Annotated in this window: 17 protein-coding genes and 2 tRNA genes; 3 read left to right on the top strand and 16 right to left on the bottom strand. The window is 67.7% G+C overall.

All coding sequences use genetic code 11. The annotated features are described in order from the left end of the window. The 5 genes from O0K41_RS11010 to O0K41_RS10990 form a co-directional block, all read right to left on the bottom strand. A tRNA-Pro gene (locus O0K41_RS11010) sits at positions 1 to 73 on the bottom strand. Positions 74 to 213: 140 nt separating this feature from the next. Further along, positions 214 to 290: transfer RNA gene (locus O0K41_RS11005), tRNA-Pro, on the bottom strand. Positions 291 to 345: 55 nt separating this feature from the next. Then, positions 346 to 462: a cytochrome bd-I oxidase subunit CydX gene (gene cydX, locus O0K41_RS11000; RefSeq protein ID WP_005410354.1), complete on the bottom strand. Its 117-nt coding sequence runs from the start codon at positions 460 to 462 to the stop codon at positions 346 to 348. A 58-nt stretch (positions 463 to 520) separates the two neighbouring features. Beyond that, the gene (gene cydB, locus O0K41_RS10995) at positions 521 to 1,672 is read right to left on the bottom strand and encodes a cytochrome d ubiquinol oxidase subunit II (protein ID WP_005410353.1); all 1,152 of its coding nucleotides are present in this window, start codon (positions 1,670 to 1,672) and stop codon (positions 521 to 523) included. A 15-nt stretch (positions 1,673 to 1,687) separates the two neighbouring features. Further along, complete coding sequence (locus O0K41_RS10990; RefSeq protein WP_005410352.1) at positions 1,688 to 3,277, bottom strand: cytochrome ubiquinol oxidase subunit I; 1,590 nt, start codon at positions 3,275 to 3,277, stop codon at positions 1,688 to 1,690. Between the two features lie 228 nt (positions 3,278 to 3,505). On the opposite strand from O0K41_RS10990, the gene cydD reads away from it, so the two are divergent. Beyond that, on the top strand, positions 3,506 to 5,251 hold the full coding sequence (gene cydD / locus O0K41_RS10985) for a thiol reductant ABC exporter subunit CydD (protein WP_108270380.1): 1,746 nt from the start codon (positions 3,506 to 3,508) through the stop codon (positions 5,249 to 5,251). Next, complete coding sequence (gene cydC, locus O0K41_RS10980) at positions 5,248 to 6,921, top strand: thiol reductant ABC exporter subunit CydC (protein ID WP_088435925.1); 1,674 nt, start codon at positions 5,248 to 5,250, stop codon at positions 6,919 to 6,921. The genes cydD and cydC overlap by 4 nt, the downstream gene beginning before the upstream one ends. Before the next feature lie 92 nt (positions 6,922 to 7,013). Here the strand turns inward: cydC and O0K41_RS10975 are convergent, their stop codons facing one another. From O0K41_RS10975 to ccmA, 11 genes are all read right to left on the bottom strand, one after another. Beyond that, complete coding sequence (locus tag O0K41_RS10975; protein WP_005413994.1) at positions 7,014 to 7,358, bottom strand: DUF1294 domain-containing protein; 345 nt, start codon at positions 7,356 to 7,358, stop codon at positions 7,014 to 7,016. Beyond that, positions 7,358 to 8,470 (bottom strand): homoserine O-acetyltransferase, encoded by a 1,113-nt coding sequence (locus tag O0K41_RS10970; RefSeq protein ID WP_088435924.1) that lies wholly within the window; start codon positions 8,468 to 8,470, stop codon positions 7,358 to 7,360. Before O0K41_RS10970 ends, O0K41_RS10975 begins: the two co-directional genes overlap by 1 nt. Before the next feature lie 148 nt (positions 8,471 to 8,618). After that, the gene (locus tag O0K41_RS10965) at positions 8,619 to 9,608 is read right to left on the bottom strand and encodes a cytochrome c biogenesis protein (protein WP_049459788.1); all 990 of its coding nucleotides are present in this window, start codon (positions 9,606 to 9,608) and stop codon (positions 8,619 to 8,621) included. Next, the gene (locus tag O0K41_RS10960; protein WP_005413991.1) at positions 9,602 to 10,051 is read right to left on the bottom strand and encodes a cytochrome c-type biogenesis protein; all 450 of its coding nucleotides are present in this window, start codon (positions 10,049 to 10,051) and stop codon (positions 9,602 to 9,604) included. Before O0K41_RS10960 ends, O0K41_RS10965 begins: the two co-directional genes overlap by 7 nt. 4 nt (positions 10,052 to 10,055) lie before the next feature. Beyond that, entirely contained in the window at positions 10,056 to 10,673 is a 618-nt protein-coding gene (locus O0K41_RS10955; RefSeq protein ID WP_005410345.1) for a DsbE family thiol:disulfide interchange protein, read from the bottom strand. Positions 10,674 to 10,681: 8 nt separating this feature from the next. After that, a complete protein-coding gene (locus tag O0K41_RS10950) occupies positions 10,682 to 12,601 on the bottom strand; it encodes a heme lyase CcmF/NrfE family subunit (RefSeq protein ID WP_049451692.1) in 1,920 nt (639 codons plus the stop codon). Further along, on the bottom strand, positions 12,602 to 13,063 hold the full coding sequence (gene ccmE / locus O0K41_RS10945; protein ID WP_005413989.1) for a cytochrome c maturation protein CcmE: 462 nt from the start codon (positions 13,061 to 13,063) through the stop codon (positions 12,602 to 12,604). Beyond that, positions 13,060 to 13,248: a heme exporter protein CcmD gene (gene ccmD / locus O0K41_RS10940; RefSeq protein ID WP_005413988.1), complete on the bottom strand. Its 189-nt coding sequence runs from the start codon at positions 13,246 to 13,248 to the stop codon at positions 13,060 to 13,062. Before ccmD ends, ccmE begins: the two co-directional genes overlap by 4 nt. Further along, positions 13,245 to 14,015 (bottom strand): heme ABC transporter permease CcmC, encoded by a 771-nt coding sequence (gene ccmC, locus O0K41_RS10935; RefSeq protein WP_043035336.1) that lies wholly within the window; start codon positions 14,013 to 14,015, stop codon positions 13,245 to 13,247. Before ccmC ends, ccmD begins: the two co-directional genes overlap by 4 nt. A 43-nt stretch (positions 14,016 to 14,058) precedes the next feature. Continuing rightward, positions 14,059 to 14,754 (bottom strand): heme exporter protein CcmB, encoded by a 696-nt coding sequence (ccmB, locus tag O0K41_RS10930; RefSeq protein WP_005410340.1) that lies wholly within the window; start codon positions 14,752 to 14,754, stop codon positions 14,059 to 14,061. Then, the gene (ccmA, locus tag O0K41_RS10925) at positions 14,751 to 15,380 is read right to left on the bottom strand and encodes a heme ABC exporter ATP-binding protein CcmA (protein WP_005413987.1); all 630 of its coding nucleotides are present in this window, start codon (positions 15,378 to 15,380) and stop codon (positions 14,751 to 14,753) included. Before ccmA ends, ccmB begins: the two co-directional genes overlap by 4 nt. Positions 15,381 to 15,568: 188 nt before the next feature. Between ccmA and O0K41_RS10920 the strand changes: the two genes are divergently transcribed. Continuing rightward, complete coding sequence (locus O0K41_RS10920) at positions 15,569 to 16,717, top strand: pyridoxal phosphate-dependent aminotransferase (RefSeq protein WP_005410338.1); 1,149 nt, start codon at positions 15,569 to 15,571, stop codon at positions 16,715 to 16,717. Positions 16,718 to 16,723 lie beyond the last annotated feature (6 nt).

The raw sequence follows: 16,723 nt of genomic DNA, 5'->3' as shown, positions 1-16,723 counted from the left end.
CGGGGAGACAGGATTCGAACCTGCGACCTCTACGTCCCGAACGTAGCGCTCTACCAGACTGAGCTACACCCCGAAGGGAGCCGCCTATTCTAGCGATTCACCCCGATGGCGGCAAGGGGTGAATGCTGTTTTCTTCACACTGCCGAAGCAGTGCCACTTCAGGGAACAAAAAAGCCTGGACGACTTCACCAGGCTTCAATGCGACCACCGAAGTGGTCGGGGAGACAGGATTCGAACCTGCGACCTCTACGTCCCGAACGTAGCGCTCTACCAGACTGAGCTACACCCCGAAGGAGCCGCCTAAGATACCGTGTGAAGGCCAAGGCGGCAAGGCTTTTTTACAGCTCAGCGACGATTTTCCTTCTCGATGCGGTTCTGCTCGCGGGCTTCGAACCACATGCCGTTGAGGATGGCCACCGTCGAGGCGAGGCCGGCACCGAGAATCCAGGCGAAATACCACATGATCAGTCTCCTTCATTCCGGGTAGGTGCCGACCGTTGGTCGGCACACGTGCAAGCAATCAATACGCGTTCGGGTTGTTGCCCATCTCTTCGGTGGTGGTCTTGCCCTTCAGCACGCGGTACACCCAGGTGGTGTAGGCGAGGATGATCGGCAGGAACACCGCCGTGGCCAGCAGCATGATCCACAGGGTCAGGTGGCTGGACGAGGCGTCCCACACGGTCAGGCTGGAGGTGGGCTGGCTCGAGGACGGCAGCAGGAACGGGAAGATCGCAAAGCCGACGGTCAGGATGATGCCGGCGATGGCGGCCCCGGAGGCGATGAAGGCCAAGCCGCCGCGACGGGCCCGCAGCAGTACCGCACTGGCCAGCAGTCCGGCCAGGCCCAGCAGCGGCGCCAGGATCGTGGCCGGCATGGCGCTGTAGTTGCGCATCCAGCCACCGGCGGCGCCGAGTTCGGCGGTCTTCAGCAGCGGATTGGTGGCGCCGTCGGTGACCACCTGCGAGGTGATCTGGTAACCCGGCAGGCCGAAGGCCACCCAGGCACCGCCCACCGCGAACAGCACGAAGGCGATGATCGCGGCGATGCTGCCGAAACGGGCCGCACGTTCGGCCACCGGGCCGTCGGTCTTCAGCACCAGCATGGCGGCACCGTGGGCGACCAGCATCGACACGCTGAGCAGGCCGGCCAGCAGCGCGAAGGGCATCAGCAGGCCGAAGAACGAGCCGGTGTAGAAGATGCGCATGCTGTCATCGAAGTGGAACGGCACGCCCAGCACCACGTTGCCCACCGCCACGCCCATGATCAGCGCCGGGATGAAGCCACCGATGAACAGCGCCCAGTCCCAGGTGTTGCGCCAGCGCTCGCTGGGCATCTTGCTGCGGAACTTGAAGCCGACCGGTCGCAGGATCAGCGCGAACAGGATCACGAACATCGCCAGGTAGAACCCGGAGAAGCTGACCGCGTAGAGCGGCGGCCATGCGGCGAAGATCGCGCCGCCGCCCAGGATCAGCCACACCTGGTTGCCTTCCCATACCGGACCGATGGTATTGATCACCAGCCGGCGCTCAGCGTCGTTGCGGGCGACGAAGGGCAGCAGGGTGCCCACGCCCAGGTCGAAACCATCCATCACGGCGAAACCGATCAGCAGGATGCCGAGCAGCAGCCACCAGATCACGCGCAGCGTGGTGTAGTCCAGAAGAATGAAATCCATCTTGGTTCTCCTGCCTCAGGCCTGGCCGGCGGCCGGCGCCGAGGCATTGTGGGAAGCATGCGGCTGGGGCGACTGCAGTGACGGCAGCACCTCGTCCGGACCCTTGCGGATCGCCTTGAGCATCAGCTTGATCTCGACCACGATCAGCGCGGTGTAGATGGCAGTGAAGCCGGCCAGGGTCAGCACGATTTCATGCAGGGCCAGCCCCGATGCTGCATAGAAGGTCGGCAGCACGCCATCGACCGCCCACGGCTGGCGACCATACTCGGCCACGAACCAGCCGCACTCGATCGCGATCCACGGTGCCGGCAGCGTCCACAGGGCCAGCTTGAGGAACCAGCGCTTGTCCTGGAAATTGTTGCGGCAGGAGTAGTAGAAGGCCAGGGCGAAGAAAGCGATGAGGTAGAAGCCGAGGCCGGCCATCACGCGGAAGGTCCAGAACAACGGCATCACGCGAGGCACCGTGTCCATCGCCGCCTGCGAGATTTCCTGCGGGGTGGCGTTGAGGATGTCATCGCGATAGCGCTTGAGCAGCAGGCCGTGGCCCAGGTCCTGCCAGTGACGGTCGAACATCTCGCGCGCTTCAACGTCGTTCTTGTTGGCGCGCAGGCGTTCCAATGCACCGTAGGCCAGCTGGCCGCCACGCACGCGGTGTTCGGCGCGCTCGACCAGTTCCAGGATGCCGGGAATCGGCTGGTTCAACGAGCGGGTGGCGATCAGGCCCATCAGGTAGGGGATCTTCACCGCGTAGTCGTTCTGGTGGGTCTCCTGGTTGGGGATGCCGAAGGCGGTGAAGTCGGCCGGTGCACGCTCGGTCTCCCACATCGCTTCGATCGCGGCCAGCTTCATCTTCTGGTGTTCGCTGGCGGCGTAACCGCTCTCGTCACCCAGCACGACCACCGACAGCGATGACAGCAGGCCGAACGCCGCGGCCACCGCAAACGAACGGCGGGCCAGGTCCTTGTGCTTGTTGCGCAGCAGGAACAACGCGCTGATCGCCATCACGAACACCGCACCGGTCACGTAGCCGGCGCTGACGGTGTGCACGAACTTGGCCTGCGCCACCGGGTTGAACACCACCGCCATGAAGTCGACCACTTCCATGCGCATGGTTTCCGGGTTGAACACCGCACCGGTCGGGTTCTGCATCCAGCCATTGGCCACCAGGATCCAGATCGCCGACAGGTTGGTCCCCAGCGCCATCAGCCAGGTCACCATCAGGTGCTTGACCTTGCTCAGGCGGTTCCAGCCGAAGAAGAACAGGCCGACGAAGGTGGCTTCCAGGAAGAACGCCATCAGGCCTTCGATCGCCAGTGGCGCACCGAAGATGTCACCCACGTAGTGGCTGTAGTAGGACCAGTTCATGCCGAACTGGAATTCCATGACGATGCCGGTGGCAACGCCCATGGCGAAGTTGATGCCGAACAGGACGCCCCAGAACAGGGTCATCCTGCGCCAGATCTCCTTGCCGGTCATCACATACACGCTCTCCATGATGGCCACCATGAAGGACAGGCCGAGGGTGAGCGGTACGAATAGGAAGTGGTACATCGCGGTCAGCGCGAATTGCAGCCGCGACAGTTCTACGACTGTCTGATCAATCATGGCCTGGCTACCTCGTTGGATAGTGCCGTTGCAGGTGGCGGGAAGGGTGGTCTACGACGTGAATGATGTGACCGACTACTTCAAACAGCCTTGATCCAGATCAATGTATGAACAGGTGCCCCGGTTGATCGTATGCCAACCTGATGAAGACTGCGACCGCCGGCCGCAGGGGCGGGCTATTGCCTGCGCCTACAATGCCGTGTCTCCCCCGTTGCCCGTGAAGACCTCTTGAGCGCTGCCGAAACGACCCCTGACGGCCTGTCCCCGGAAGCTGAAACCGCCCGCCAGCGGCGTGTGCGCACGGCCTGGCTGGCCGACCTGGCACGCTCCGCCCGGGGCCGCCAGCGCCTGGCCGCGCTGTGCATCAGCCTGTCCGGCGCACTGTTGATCGGCCAGGCTGCCGCCATCGCCTGGCTGGTGCAGCAGGTGCTGGTGGAGCGCGTGCCGCTGGCCTCTGGCCTGCCGGTGCTGGCGGGATTGGCGGTGATCCTGGTGCTGCGCACCCTGCTGGGCAGCGCCACCCAGGCCGCCGCCGGTGACGTGGCCGACGCCGCGCGCCTGGCATTGCGCGAACGCGTGTTCGCACGCCTGCTGGGCCACGGCCCACTGTGGCTGCGGCAGCGCCGCACCGGCGAACTGGGCGAACTGATGCTGCATCACGGTGATGCGATCGAGAGCTATTACAGCGGCTTCCTGCCGGTGCGCACTGAAGTGGTGGTGGTGCCGCTGCTGATCCTGGCCGCGGTGGCCTGGGTGGACTGGGTGGTGGCGCTGATCCTGCTGTTCACCGCGCCACTGGTGCCGTTTTTCATGATGCTGGTGGGCTGGGGCGCCGAAGCGGCCGGCCGTGCGCAGCTGGGTGAGCTGGCACGCATGAGCGGCCATTTCGCCGACCGCATCAAGGGCCTGGGCCTGCTACGCCTGTATGGCCGCGGTGACGCCGAGCTGGAGGGTATCGAGGCTGCCGCTGAAGGCGTGCGCGTGCGCACGCTGAAGGTGCTGCGGATTGCCTTCCTGTCGTCCACGGTGCTGGAATTCTTCGCCTCGGTGAGCGTGGCGATGGTGGCGCTGTACCTGGGCCTGAGCTATCTGGGCATGATGTCGCTGCATGCAGCGGTGCCGACGCTGGGTGCGGGGCTGTTCTGCCTGCTGCTGGCACCGGAATTCTATGCGCCGCTGCGACGGCTGGCCGCGCACTACCATGATCGCGCCAATGCACTGGCCGCCGCCGCCGAAGTGGAGCGCCTGCTGCAGTCGCTGCCCGATGAGCAGGGCCTGGTCGAGAACGAGGTTGCACCGCTGGCGGTGGAGCCGGCCGAGGCCGCGTTGCCGCCGCTGCAGGCACAAGGGCTGGTGCTGCGCCCGCTGGGCGCGCCGCAGGATGTGCTGCGGGATCTGGACCTGCGGCTGGAGCCGGGCCAGCGCCTGGCCCTGGTTGGTCCCAGCGGTTCCGGTAAAAGCACCCTGCTGGAAGCGCTGGCCGGCTGGCTGCCGCCGCGCGCCGGCAAGCTGCAGCTGCGTCCCGGTGTGCAGGTGGCCTATGCCAGCCAGCGCCCCTACCTGTTCCACGGCAGCATCGCCGACAACCTGCGGCTGGCCGATCCGGGTGCCAGCGATGCGCGTCTTCGTGCGGTGGCCGAGGCCGCGCAGGTGCTGCAGTTCGCACAGCGCCTGCCACAGGGCCTGGACACGGTGATCGGCGAACGTGGCTTCGGCCTGTCCGGCGGCGAAGCCCGTCGTATCGGCCTGGCCCGGTTGTTGCTGCGCGACCCGCAGGTCCTGTTGCTGGACGAACCCACCGCGTTTCTCGACGCCGATACCGAGGCCGCACTGCTGCGCAGCCTGGCTGCCTATGCGCGGGGCCGCAGTGTGGTGGTCGCCACCCACAGCCCGGCGGTGATCGCCTGGGCCGACCGCTGCCTGCTGCTGCCGGAAGGGCGCCTGGTCGAACCGGCACAGGCGGTGGGCGCATGAGCCGTTCGCCTGATTCGCTGCGCGCGGTGTTCCTGCGCCATCGGCCGCGCCTGCTGCTGACCGTGCTGCTGCTGTGGACCACCATGCTGGCCGGCACCGCATTGCTTGGCCTGTCCGGTGGCTTCCTCACCGCCGCCGCGTTGGCTGGCGCGGCCGGCCTCGGCCAAGGCTTCAACTTCTTCTCACCGTCCGCGGGTATACGCGGGCTGACGATGGCGCGCATCGTGTCGCGCTATTTCGAGAAGCTGGTCGGCCACGACGCCACGCTGCGCATCGCCCGCGACCTGCGCGTGTGGTTCTTCCGCCGCGCGTTGCCGCTGGCACCCGCACGATTGGGGGCTACGCGCACCGGCGACCTTCTGGCGCGCCTGCTCGGCGACATCGGTGAAGTGGACGGCCTGCTGGTGCGTGCGATCGGGCCGCTGGTGGCGTTGGGCGGATTGTCGCTGGTCGCGATCGTTTCGGCGGCACTGATCCTGCCGTCGGCTGCGGTGCTGCTGGCGGTGCTGGCGCTGCTGATCGCCTTCGGCGTGCCGTGGCTGGGCGTGCGTGGCCATGACGACGAAGAGGCCGACCGTGCCGCGCATCGTGCCGCATTGCGCACCGCGGCCTTTGAAGGGTTGGAAGGTGCGGGTGACCTGGCCGCGCTGCATGCCGATGCAGCGTGGCAGCTGAAGGTACGCGTAGCTGCCAAGCAGCTGGCATCGCGTGACCGCCGCCGCCGCTGGCGCCTGATCGCGGCCTCGACCCTGCACGGCCTGGTGGCGGGGCTGGGCCTGGTGGCGATGCTGGCGTTGGCCCTGCACGCGGCCGAGCAGCAGCGCATCGCACCGGAAATGGCCGCAGGTTTGATGTTCCTGACCGTGGCGTTGGTCGAGCTGTGGGCCGGCATGGGCCTGGCCTGGCAGTCGCTGCAGTCCGGGCGCATTGCCGCCGATCGCCTGCAGGCGATCGTCGAGCAAGCGCCGACGGTGGACGATCCGCAGGCGCCACAGGTGGTGCCGCCGGCTGCGCGCGTGCATTGGGATGACGTGCATTTCCAGTGGCCAGGCGGCGCGCGGCCGGTGTTGTCCGGCCTGCAGCTGACCCTGGCGCCAGGCGAACGCATCGCGATTCGCGGCGACAGCGGCAGTGGCAAGACCACGCTGTCGAGCCTGCTGCTGCGGCTGTGGGATCCGCAGCAGGGACGGCTGACCTACGGTGGCCGCGACCTGCGTGATTTCGCCCAGGCCGACTGGCACCGGCAACTGGCGTGGCTGCCGCAGAACGCGCCGGTGTTTGCCGGCAGCGTGGCCGAGAACCTGCGGTTGGGTGATCCCGATGCCAGCGACGCCGCCTTGTGGGCGGTGCTGCGCCGCGTGCGCCTGGGCGAATGGGCCGAGCGCAACGGCGGCCTGCAGGCCTGGGTGGGCGAGAACGGCGCGACGATGTCGGCCGGGCAGGCGCGGCGGTTGGCGTTGGCCCGTGCACTGCTGCGCAATGCGCCGATCCTGCTGCTGGACGAACCGACCGAAGGCCTCGACGTGGATACCGCACGTGCGTTGCTGCAGGACCTTTCCGGTTTGCTGGACGGGCGCAGCCTGTTGATGATCACCCACGACGACCTGCCCGAAGGCGTGGTCGATGCGCAGTACCGGTTGCGCGACGGGGCTCTGGTCCGCGAAGCGTGAACCGGTAGTGCCGGCCGCTGGCCGGCAACCTCATGGCGCTTGATGCGGACACGGAATTGCCGGCCAGCGGCCGGCACTACCGATTGCGAGGGTTACCGCGAGAACTCGCGCAGCATCACCGCGATCGAGGCCACGTTGGCCAGCACGCACAACCAGAACACCCACTGGAATGCGGCCTTGCGGTGCTTGTGTCGGAACAGCGCCTGGCCCAGCAGCGCGCCCGGCCAGCCACCGGCAAAGGCCAGCAGTTGCAGGGTGCGTTCGGGAATGCGCCATTGCTTTCGCTGCGCCGCGCGCTTGTCCTGGCCGTACAGCGCGAACGAAACCGCGCTGGCCAGCATGCACCAACCACCCAGCCACAGCGGCAGCACACCGCTGACCATCAGCGCGATCAACGCGCCGAACGCGGCGAGCGCCAGGTTGCGCCGCCAAGCCACTACAGCGCGTCGAGGAAGCCGCGCACGGCGGGGCCGAAACGATCGAAGTCGACCAGGAAGGCGTCGTGACCCTGCGGTGACTCCAATCCGATGAAATGGGCGTCAGCGCCTCCGGCACGCAGGCCATCGGCGACCTGCTGCTGCTGCTGCACCGGGAACAGGATGTCGGTGTTGGCGCCGATGGCCAGCGCCTTCTCCACCCGGATCTTCGCCAGCCCGGCCAGCACATCGCCATCGGCATACTCGGCCAGGTCGAACCAGTCCATCGAGCGGCTCAGGTACAGATAGCAGTTGGGGTCGAAGAAACGCACGAAGCGCCGTGCGTGGCCTTCCAGGTAGCTTTCCACCTGGAATTCCAGACCGAACGGATCGTCGTCGGTCTGGTCCGAATCCAGCCGCACGCGGCCGAAGCGGCCATCCCATTCCAGTGCCGAACGGTAGGTGATCACGCCCAGCTTGCGCGCCATGCGCATGCCGGACTCGGGATACGCGTCGTCGTCGTAGTGGCCACCATTCCAGCGTGGATCAAGGCGGATCGCTTCGCGCTGCAGCGAGCGGATCGCGATGGAAAACGGCAGCGCCTGCGCGCTGCCGGAAATGTTGACGTGGCTGCGCGCAATGCCCGGGTGCAGCATCAGCACGGCCAACGCGGTCATGCCGCCCATCGAATTGCCGACCACGCAGGCCAGCTGTTCGATGCCCAGGGCGCGCACGACTTCGATCGCGGCGCGCGCGCCGTCTTCGATCGACAGCTCGGGGAAGTCGAGACGATACGGTTGGCCGGTGGCCGGGTTGAGCGAGGCCGGACCGGTCGAGCCCTTGCAGCTGCCCAGCGAGTTCACGCAGACCACGAACCAGCGGTCGGTATCGATCGCCTTGCCGGGTCCGACCATGCCTTCCCACCAGCCCGTTGCCGGGTTGGCGTCGTTGGCTGCCGCATGTGCATCCGGCGAGAGGCCGGTCACGATCAGGATCGCGTTGCTGGCGTCGGCCGCCAGTGTTCCCCAGGTCTCATAGGCGACGCGCGCGCCGTGCAGGGCGCCGCCGCGCTTGAACGGGAAGGGCGAGGGCAGGGCGTGGAAGCGGGTGCCGGGCGGGATGAATTCGGTCATGCAGGCATTCTAGCGGGGCCGCATGTGGAGCTGGCGACACGCTGGTTTCCATCGGCGATGCAGGTAGTGCCGGCCGCTGGCCGGCAACCTCGCAGGCGCATCAGGATTCATGAGGTTGCCGGCCAGCGGCCGGCACTACCGCGGCGCGTTACGGGAAGCGCAGCTCCACAACACCGTCGTGGGGCAGGCTCACCTTCACCGGCACGCTCTGCAGGTCATCCTCGCTGCGGTTGGCGCTGCCGGTGCGCGAGATGCGTGCCAGCACTTCCACTTCGCGATGGGCCGACAGCGGTGCGGTTGGCATCGGGCTGTCAGCGTCACCCAGCCCGACCGTGGCCGGGAATCCGGCCAAGGGCAGCTTGCGTGCGGCCACCGGCATCGGCGGTCCACCCACGGCGCGGGCCAGCACGAATACCTGGGTGCTGGCCGGCCACTCGGTGCCCTTCAACGCAGGCAACTGCACGCGCACCTGCAACAGCGCCGGTGGCGCCGCAACGGCTGCATCGGACGGCTGACCGGCGGCTTCACGGGCGATGGCGATCTGCGCCTGCAGCGCCTGCGCGGCGCCGGGCTCAAGCCGTGGCAGCAGGCCGCTCCACACATCTGCGGCCTCGGCATTCTTTCCGCGCTGGCGCAGGGCGATACCCAGCAGCCAGCTGGCACGCTCGGCATCGGGCGCCAGCGCACGCGCCTGCTGCAGCCAGGCCATCGCCGTGTCATCGAACTGCTTGCCGGCATCGGCCTGCGCACGTGCCTGCGCCGCTTCCACCAGCACGCCGGGGTCTTCCGGGGCGAGAGTGGCGGCCCGCGCGAACGCGTCCGCCGCGGCTGCGGCATTGCCCAGTTCGGCTTGCGACCGGCCCAGCAGCGCCCAGCCATCGGCCCGCTGTGGGTCACGCTTCAGTGCATCCTGCAGGGCCTGCACGCCATCGCGCAGGGTGGCTACCGAAGGCGTCGGTTGCACCTGTGCTGCACGCGGATCACCGACCAGCAGATACAGGCAGGCACCGGCCACGCCCAGTGCGAACACGCCGACCACGAAACCGCGGCGGCCAGAGTGGCGCAGCGGCCACAGCACCAGCGCTGCCATCAACGCAGCAACCAGACCGGCCAGCATCGGCAGCCAATGGCTCACCATCCGTCTCCTTCATCGGCCTTGCCGGCCGCTGCGGCGCCAACCGTACGGCCACGGCGGCGGACGATGCCCAGCACCACCAGAGCACCCGCACCGAGCATCAGCAGGGGACCGCCCCACAGCAGCCAGGTGCCCGGCTGCAATGGTGGCTGATAGAGCACGAACTCACCGTAGCGCGCGACCAGGAACTGCTTGATCTGCGCGTCGTCGTGGCCCTGCTGCATCAGCTGCAGCACCTCGCGGCGCAGGTCCTGCGCGATCTGCGCGTTGGAATCGGCCAGCGACTGGTTCTGGCACTGCACGCAGCGCAGCTGCGCAGCCAGGTCGTGGAAGCGGCGTTCTTCGGCGCCATCGCGGAACTGCAGCGGCTGCGGATCATGCAGCGGCTGCTGTGCCAGCGCGGCCAGCGGCAGCATCAGGAGCAGCAGCGCCAGCAGCCAGCGCATGGGCTCAGGGCGCCGTGTGCAACGTGCTGCCGGCATTGCCCTGGGCCTTCTCGATCTTCTCCAGCGCCGGGATCAGCTTCTCGTCGACCACGCGCTGGGTCATCGCGCCGCTGTACTTCCAGCGCACGATGCCGCTGCCGTCGACAAGGAAGGTTTCCGGTGCGGCGGTCACGCCCCAGTCGATCGCGGTGCGGCCTTCCACGTCGCTGAGCACGACCATGAACGGGTTGCCCAGCTGTTCCAGCCAATGCAGGGCATCGGTCGGTTCATCCTTCCAGTTGTAGCCGATCACGCGCACGCGCTTGCTCTCGGCGAAACGGGTCAGCACCGGGTGTTCCTCGCGGCAGGCCGCGCACCAGCTGCCCCACACGTTCAACAGGTACGGCGCGCCACGCAGTTCGTCGCTGTGCACGATCATTTCCGGGTCGTGCAGCACCGGCAGCGCGAACGCTGGCGCCGGCTTGTCGATCAGCGCCGATGGCAGCACGTCGCGCTGCGGATCACCCGATTTCATAACCCCGTAGATCATCAGCCCGAGCAGGCCGAAGAAAAACAGCACGCCGATCACGATGGCTACCGGCGGCAGCGGGCGGGAGGGGCGCGGGGCGGGGGACTCGGACATGGAAACTCCTACGGACGACGGAAACGGCGGTCGGCGGCGGTGATGAATCCGCCCAGGGCCATCAGCAGCGCGCCCAGCCAGATCCAGCGCACGAATGGCTTGATGTGCACCCGTACCGCCCATGCATTGTTGCCCAGCGGCTCGCCCAATGCCACGTAGACATCGCCGTCGAAGCGTGCATCGATGCCGGCCTCGGTCATCACCTGGCCGCCGCTGGCGTACTGGCGCTTCTCCGGGTGCAGCAGGGCCAGTTCGCGGCCTTCGCGGAACACCCGCAGGTGACCGCGGTCGGCGATGAAATTGGGGCCTTCGCGATGGTCCACGCCCTCGAAGCGCACTTCGTAGCGACCGACCACCAGCTGCTGGCCCGGGGCCAGCGCCACTTCGCGCTGCACGTTCAAGGCTTCCACCAGCAGCGCGCCGGCCAGGAACACGGCGATGCCGGCGTGGGCAACGATCATGCCGAGCATTTCGGCGGTGAAGCGGCCGTTGCCGCGCAGTCGCTGCCAGACGAAGCGTGCGGTACCGAGTGCGACCCAGGCCGCAGCGGCCACGCCGATGCCGGCCTTCCAGCCGTTCTGCGGCGCCTGCCACCAGGCCATCGCGCCCAGCAGCAGCGCCAGGCCCAGCCACGGTGCCAGGAGCGCGAAGGCGCGCGAGGGCTGGTCACGCTGCCATTTCACCAGTGGGCCGAACGGCAGCAGCAGGATCATTGGCGCCATCAGCAGCAGGAACAGGCTGCCGAAGTAGGGCGGGCCGACCGAGATCTTGCCCAGCGACAGCGCATCGGCCAGCAACGGATACAGCGTGCCGAGCAGCACCATCGCGCAGGCCGTGGCCAGCAGCAGGTTGTTGGCCAGCAGCAGGGTCTCACGCGAGGTGGCAGTGAAGCCACGGCGCGGGTCGTCGGCGTCCACGCTCAGCTGGCTGGCGCGCAGCGCGTACAGCAGCAGGCTGCCACCGACCAGCACCGACAGGAACACCAGGATGAACAGGCCACGCGAGGGATCGGCGGCGAACGAATGCACGCTGGTCAGCACACCGGAGCGGACCAGGAAGGTGCCCAGCAGCGACAGCGCGAAGGCCGCGATCGCCAGCAGCAGGGTCCAACTGCCGAAGGTGCCGCGCTTTTCAGTGACGGCCTGCGAATGGATCAGTGCCGCACCGACCAGCCATGGCATGAAGCTGGCGTTCTCCACCGGGTCCCAGAACCACCAGCCACCCCAGCCCAGCTCGTAGTAGGCCCACCAGCTGCCCAGCGCGATGCCCAGGGTCAGGAAGCCCCAGGCGACGTTGGTCCAGGGCCGCGTCCAGCGCAGCCAGCGCGCATCCACGCGACCTTCCAGCAGCGCCGCCACCGCGAATGCGAACGGAACGGCGAAACCCACGTAACCGATGTACAGCATCGGTGGATGGATGATCAGCCCCGGGTCCTGCAGCAGTGGGTTGAGATCGCGCCCTTCCAGCGGCGCCGGGTTCAGGCGCAGGAACGGGTTGGAAGTGAAGATCAGGAAGGCGAGGAAGCCGACGCTGACGATGCCCATCACCGCCAGTACGCGCGCCTGCACCGGTGCCGGCAGATGCCGGGAGAACAGCGCCACCGCGCCGGTCCACAATGCCAGCACCAGCGCCCACATCAGCAGTGAGCCTTCATGCGCGCCCCAGACCGCCGAATAGCGGTAGATCATCGGCAGCAGCGAATTGGAGTTCTCGGCCACGTAGCGCACTGAGAAATCCTGCTGCACGAACGCGGCGGTCAGCACCGCGAACGCGCCGGCGAGCAGCAGCAGCTGCGCGAACGCGGCTGGCCGTGCCACCGCCATCCATGCCGTGTTGTTGCGATGTGCGCCGACCAGCGGCAGGCCGGCCTGCAGCAGCGAGGCCAGCAATGCGCACATCAGCAGGATCTGACCCAGTTCGGGCAGCACTCAGCGCACCTCGGGGGCCGTCACCGGCACATCGTGCTTGCGGTGGGCATCGCCCATCTTGTCGGCCACTTCCTTCGGCACGTACTTCTCATCGTGCTTGGCCAGCACTTCGTCGGCGACGAAGGTGCCGCCCTGCAGGCGGCCGCTGGCGACCACCGCCGTGCCTTCGGCGAACATGTCCGGCAGGATCCGCGAGGTGGTCACTGCCAGCTGCGCGTCGCCGTCGGTCACTTCGAAACGTGCTTCCAGCGAGCCGACCGGCCGATTGAAAGAGCCCTTCACCACCATGCCGCCCAAGCGGAAGCGCGACTGCGCATCGACATCACCGCGCAGCACTTCCGAAGGCGTGTACAGGTAGGCGATGTTGCGCTCCAGTGCCATCGCCACCAGCGCAGTGGCCAGGCCGGAGGCGAGCAGGGCCAGCAGCACCCATGCCAAGCGGCGACGCTGTACCGGGGTCATCGTTCCAGCTCCGTCGACAGCGGCACAGCTGCGTCCTGCCTGCCGGCGCGGGTCTGCTGCCGCTGCTGGCGGGCCAGTGCCAGCCGGCGTGCCACGCGCAGGCGCAGCCACGAACCGATGGCGTCGGCGCCGAGCACCAGCACGAACACGGCGTAGGCGCCGATCACATAGGGAAGGTGGGTCATGGCTGGGCCTCCCGGACCGGGCGTTCGGCACCGACGCGTCCACCGACCCAGGCCTTGCCGGCCTCGCGGTCGAGATTGTCGGCGCGCGCCTTGGCCAGCACCGAACCGGCGAACCAGAACTTGGTGCCGATCACCATCCACCACAGCGGCGCGATCATCGCGCTGCTGATCGCCGATTCACCGAACACGTTGATCGACTGGCGCTGATGCAGGCCGCCCCACCAGTCCACCGAATAGCGGATCACCGGCAGCAGGCTGACGCCGACGATGGCCAGCAGTCCCGCCGCACGTGCGGCGCTGCGGCGGTCCTCGATGGCGTGGTAGAGGCCGATCACGCCCAGGTACAGGAACAGCAGCACCAGCTCGCTGGTCATGCGCGGGTCCCAGTCCCACCAGGTGCCCCAGGTGCCCTTGCCCCAGATGCTGCCGGTCAGCAGGGTGATCAGGGTGAAACCGGCGCCCATCGGCGCGCAGGCCATGGCCAGGATCTCGCAGACCTTGATCCGCCAGATCAGCGCGATGGCGGCATACAGCGCCATCAGCGCGAATACGAACAGGCTCATCCAGGCACTGGGCACGTGGATGTAAAGGATGCGGAAGCTGTCCAGCTGCTTGGCTTCCGGCGGCACCACCAGCAGCGCCTGCCACATGCCGACCAGCAGCACCGGCATCGCCGCGAGGTAGAACACCCGCGACCAGCGGGCAGCGAAACGGTCGAACGTGGGAGGCGAACCGAGTTGGTGGAACCAGCGGACAATCGGATTCATGCGTGGCGGCTATCCAGCAGGGGTGGATTGGCTCTCAGCTCGGTCAACTCAGAGAAATACGTATTGCAGCGGCAGTGGCCAGCGGAGCCAGCACCAGCGCGAGCAGCAGGCCAGCGCCCAGCATCAGCAGCGCACCGACCGGATCCTGCCCGCGTCCGGCTGCCGCCAGGCTGCCGGCGCCGAACACAAGCACCGGCACGTACAGCGGCAGCGACAGCAGCGCCACGAGAATACCAGAGCGTCGGATGCCAACGGTCAGTGCGGCGACCACGCCACCGATCAGGCTCAGCAACGGCGTTCCCAGCAGCAACGATGCCAGCAACATCGGCAGCTGGTCATGCGGCAGATGCAGCATTTCGGCCAACAGCGGGCTGACCACGATCAGCGGCAGCGCAGTGGTCGCCCAGTGCAGGAGCACGCGCACCAGCACCAGCCAGGCCAGCGGCACCGGCGCCAGCAGCCACTGTTCCAGCGAGCCATCTTCAGCGTCGGAACGGAACAGTGAATCCAGCGACAGCTGGCCCGCCAGCAGCACAGCAAGCCACAGCACCGCGCCGGCGGTGGCGGCCAGCAGCTGTGGTTCGCGGCCTTGGGCCAGCGCGAACAGCACCACTACCAGCACCGCGAACAGCAGGGGTTGCAGCGCATCGCCGCGGCGGCGCCAGAGCAGGCGCAGGTCGCGCTTGAGCAGGGCGCCTGCGGTCTGCCACAGGCCTGGCTCGGTACCCGGCGCGATCATGCGGCACCGCCGAGGTCGAGCTGGCGGGTACGCACCGGCGGTGCGGCATAGGCGCCATGGGTGGTGACCAGCGCAGCGCCGCCGGCACGCAGGTGCGCCGAGATCATGCGGTTGACCAGGGTGATGCCCTCCAGGTCGAGGTTGGCATAGGGCTCGTCCAGCAGCCACAGCGGCGCCGGCGACAGCCAGATGCGTGCCAGTGCCAGCCGCCGCTTCTGCCCGGCGGACAGATGCCGAACGAGAGTGTCCTCATAACCGGCCAGGCCCACGATGGCCAGCGCGTTGCCGGGCATCTGCCGCGCACGCCGTCCATGCAGGCCGCACAGGAAGTGCAGGTTCTCCAGCGTGTCCAGGTCTGGCTTCAGGGCCGGCAGATGGCTGAGGTAGGCCACGTAGCGTGCACGTTCGGCATTGCTCGCCGGCTTGCCGTCGATCCGCACCTGGCCGGCGCCGGGCCGGGCCAGGCCGGCCAGCACGCGCAGCAGGGTGGTCTTGCCGGCGCCATTGCCGCCCTGCACCAGCAGGGCTTCGCCGGCGTCCACATGGAAGTCCAGCGGGCCGAACACCGGCTCGTCATTGCGGGAGAAGCTCAGGCCGCTGGCGGCCAGCAATGCAGGGGTGTTCAAGGGGCAGGGGTCTTCATGCCGGAGTGCGATGGCAATTGTAGCGGTGAATGCCGATGGTAGTGCCGGCCGCTGGCCGGCAGATGCGACCCGGCGTCGCAGATCGTCCCAGGGGGGGCCGGCCAGCGGCCGGCACTACCGACGCGCGGATTGCGTAAACTCGCAGGCCTGTTCCCCCACAGCCCAGGCCGATGCAACCGAACACCAAGCTGCCCAAGGTCGGTACCACGATCTTCACCGTGATGTCCCAGCTCGCCGCCGAACACGGCGCAGTCAACCTGGGCCAGGGTTTTCCGGACTTTTCGGCGCCGCAGCGCCTGATCGACGAGACCGCCAGGGCGATGGCCGCCGGGCTGAACCAGTACCCGCCGATGACCGGCGTGGCGCCGCTGCGCCAGGCCATCGCGCAGAAGGCGCTGGACTGCTACGGCGCGCAGGTCGATGCGGACAGCGAGATCACCGTCACCAGTGGCGGTACCGAGGCCATCTTCAACGCCATCCACGCCGTGGTGCGTGCCGGCGAGGAAGTGATCGTGCTCGACCCGGCGTATGACTGCTATGAACCGGCGATCGACCTGGCCGGTGCCAAGGCCGTGCATGTGTCGCTGGATCCGCAGACCTTCGCGGTCGACTGGGACCGCGTGCGTGCGGCGATCACCCCGCGCACCCGCATGCTGATCGTCAACACCCCGCACAACCCGTCCGGCGCGATGCTGTCGGCGCAGGACATGCAGGCACTGGCCGAGCTGCTGCGTGGCACGCAGATCTACCTGATCTCAGATGAGGTGTACGAACACATCATCTACGACGGCCGCCGCCATGAATCGGCGCTGCGCTACCCGGAACTGCGCGAGCGCGCGTTCGTGATCTCCAGCTTCGGCAAGACCTATCACTGCACCGGCTGGAAGATCGGCTATGCGATCGCACCACCGGCACTGACCGCCGAGTTCCGCAAGGTGCACCAGTACAACACCTTCACCAGCTTCGGCCCGGCGCAGTACGGCTTCGCCGCGATGATCCGCGACGAACCCGAACACCACCTGGAGCTGGGCGCGTTCTACCAGGCCAAGCGCGACCGTTTCCGCGAGCAGCTGGCCGGCACTCGCCTGAAGGCGCTGCCGGTCCCCGGCGGCTACTTCCAGCTGGTCGACTACTCGGCCATCAGCGACCTGCCGGACCATGAGTTCGTGAAGTGGCTGACCATCGAGAAGGGCGTGACCGCGATCCCGCTGTCGCCGTTCTACGAAAACCCGCCGGCCGGCCAGCGCCTGGTGCGCCTGTGCTTTGCCAAGAATGAAGCAACGATGGACGCGGCGATCGAACGCCTGCGCCTGCTCTGAGCGAGG

Source organism: Stenotrophomonas sp. Sm2128, from assembly GCF_030985535.1.
GTDB lineage: Bacteria > Pseudomonadota > Gammaproteobacteria > Xanthomonadales > Xanthomonadaceae > Stenotrophomonas > Stenotrophomonas maltophilia.
Note: the sequence above shows the minus strand (reverse complement) of the source record. Positions and strands in the feature narration are given on the sequence as shown.

Excerpts from the sequence above, each read along its gene's own strand:
- cydX (WP_005410354.1), bottom strand. The coding sequence starts at position 462 with ATGTGGTATTTCGCCTGGATTCTCGGTGCCGGCCTCGCCTCGACGGTG.
- cydB (WP_005410353.1), bottom strand. The coding sequence starts at position 1,672 with ATGGATTTCATTCTTCTGGACTACACCACGCTGCGCGTGATCTGGTGG.
- O0K41_RS10990 (WP_005410352.1), bottom strand. The coding sequence starts at position 3,277 with ATGATTGATCAGACAGTCGTAGAACTGTCGCGGCTGCAATTCGCGCTG.
- cydC (WP_088435925.1), top strand. The coding sequence starts at position 5,248 with ATGAGCCGTTCGCCTGATTCGCTGCGCGCGGTGTTCCTGCGCCATCGG.
- O0K41_RS10970 (WP_088435924.1), bottom strand. The coding sequence starts at position 8,470 with ATGACCGAATTCATCCCGCCCGGCACCCGCTTCCACGCCCTGCCCTCG.
- O0K41_RS10965 (WP_049459788.1), bottom strand. The coding sequence starts at position 9,608 with ATGGTGAGCCATTGGCTGCCGATGCTGGCCGGTCTGGTTGCTGCGTTG.
- O0K41_RS10960 (WP_005413991.1), bottom strand. The coding sequence starts at position 10,051 with ATGCGCTGGCTGCTGGCGCTGCTGCTCCTGATGCTGCCGCTGGCCGCG.
- O0K41_RS10955 (WP_005410345.1), bottom strand. The coding sequence starts at position 10,673 with ATGTCCGAGTCCCCCGCCCCGCGCCCCTCCCGCCCGCTGCCGCCGGTA.
- ccmE (WP_005413989.1), bottom strand. The coding sequence starts at position 13,063 with ATGACCCCGGTACAGCGTCGCCGCTTGGCATGGGTGCTGCTGGCCCTG.
- ccmD (WP_005413988.1), bottom strand. The coding sequence starts at position 13,248 with ATGACCCACCTTCCCTATGTGATCGGCGCCTACGCCGTGTTCGTGCTG.
- ccmC (WP_043035336.1), bottom strand. The coding sequence starts at position 14,015 with ATGAATCCGATTGTCCGCTGGTTCCACCAACTCGGTTCGCCTCCCACG.
- ccmB (WP_005410340.1), bottom strand. The coding sequence starts at position 14,754 with ATGATCGCGCCGGGTACCGAGCCAGGCCTGTGGCAGACCGCAGGCGCC.
- O0K41_RS10920 (WP_005410338.1), top strand. The coding sequence starts at position 15,569 with ATGCAACCGAACACCAAGCTGCCCAAGGTCGGTACCACGATCTTCACC.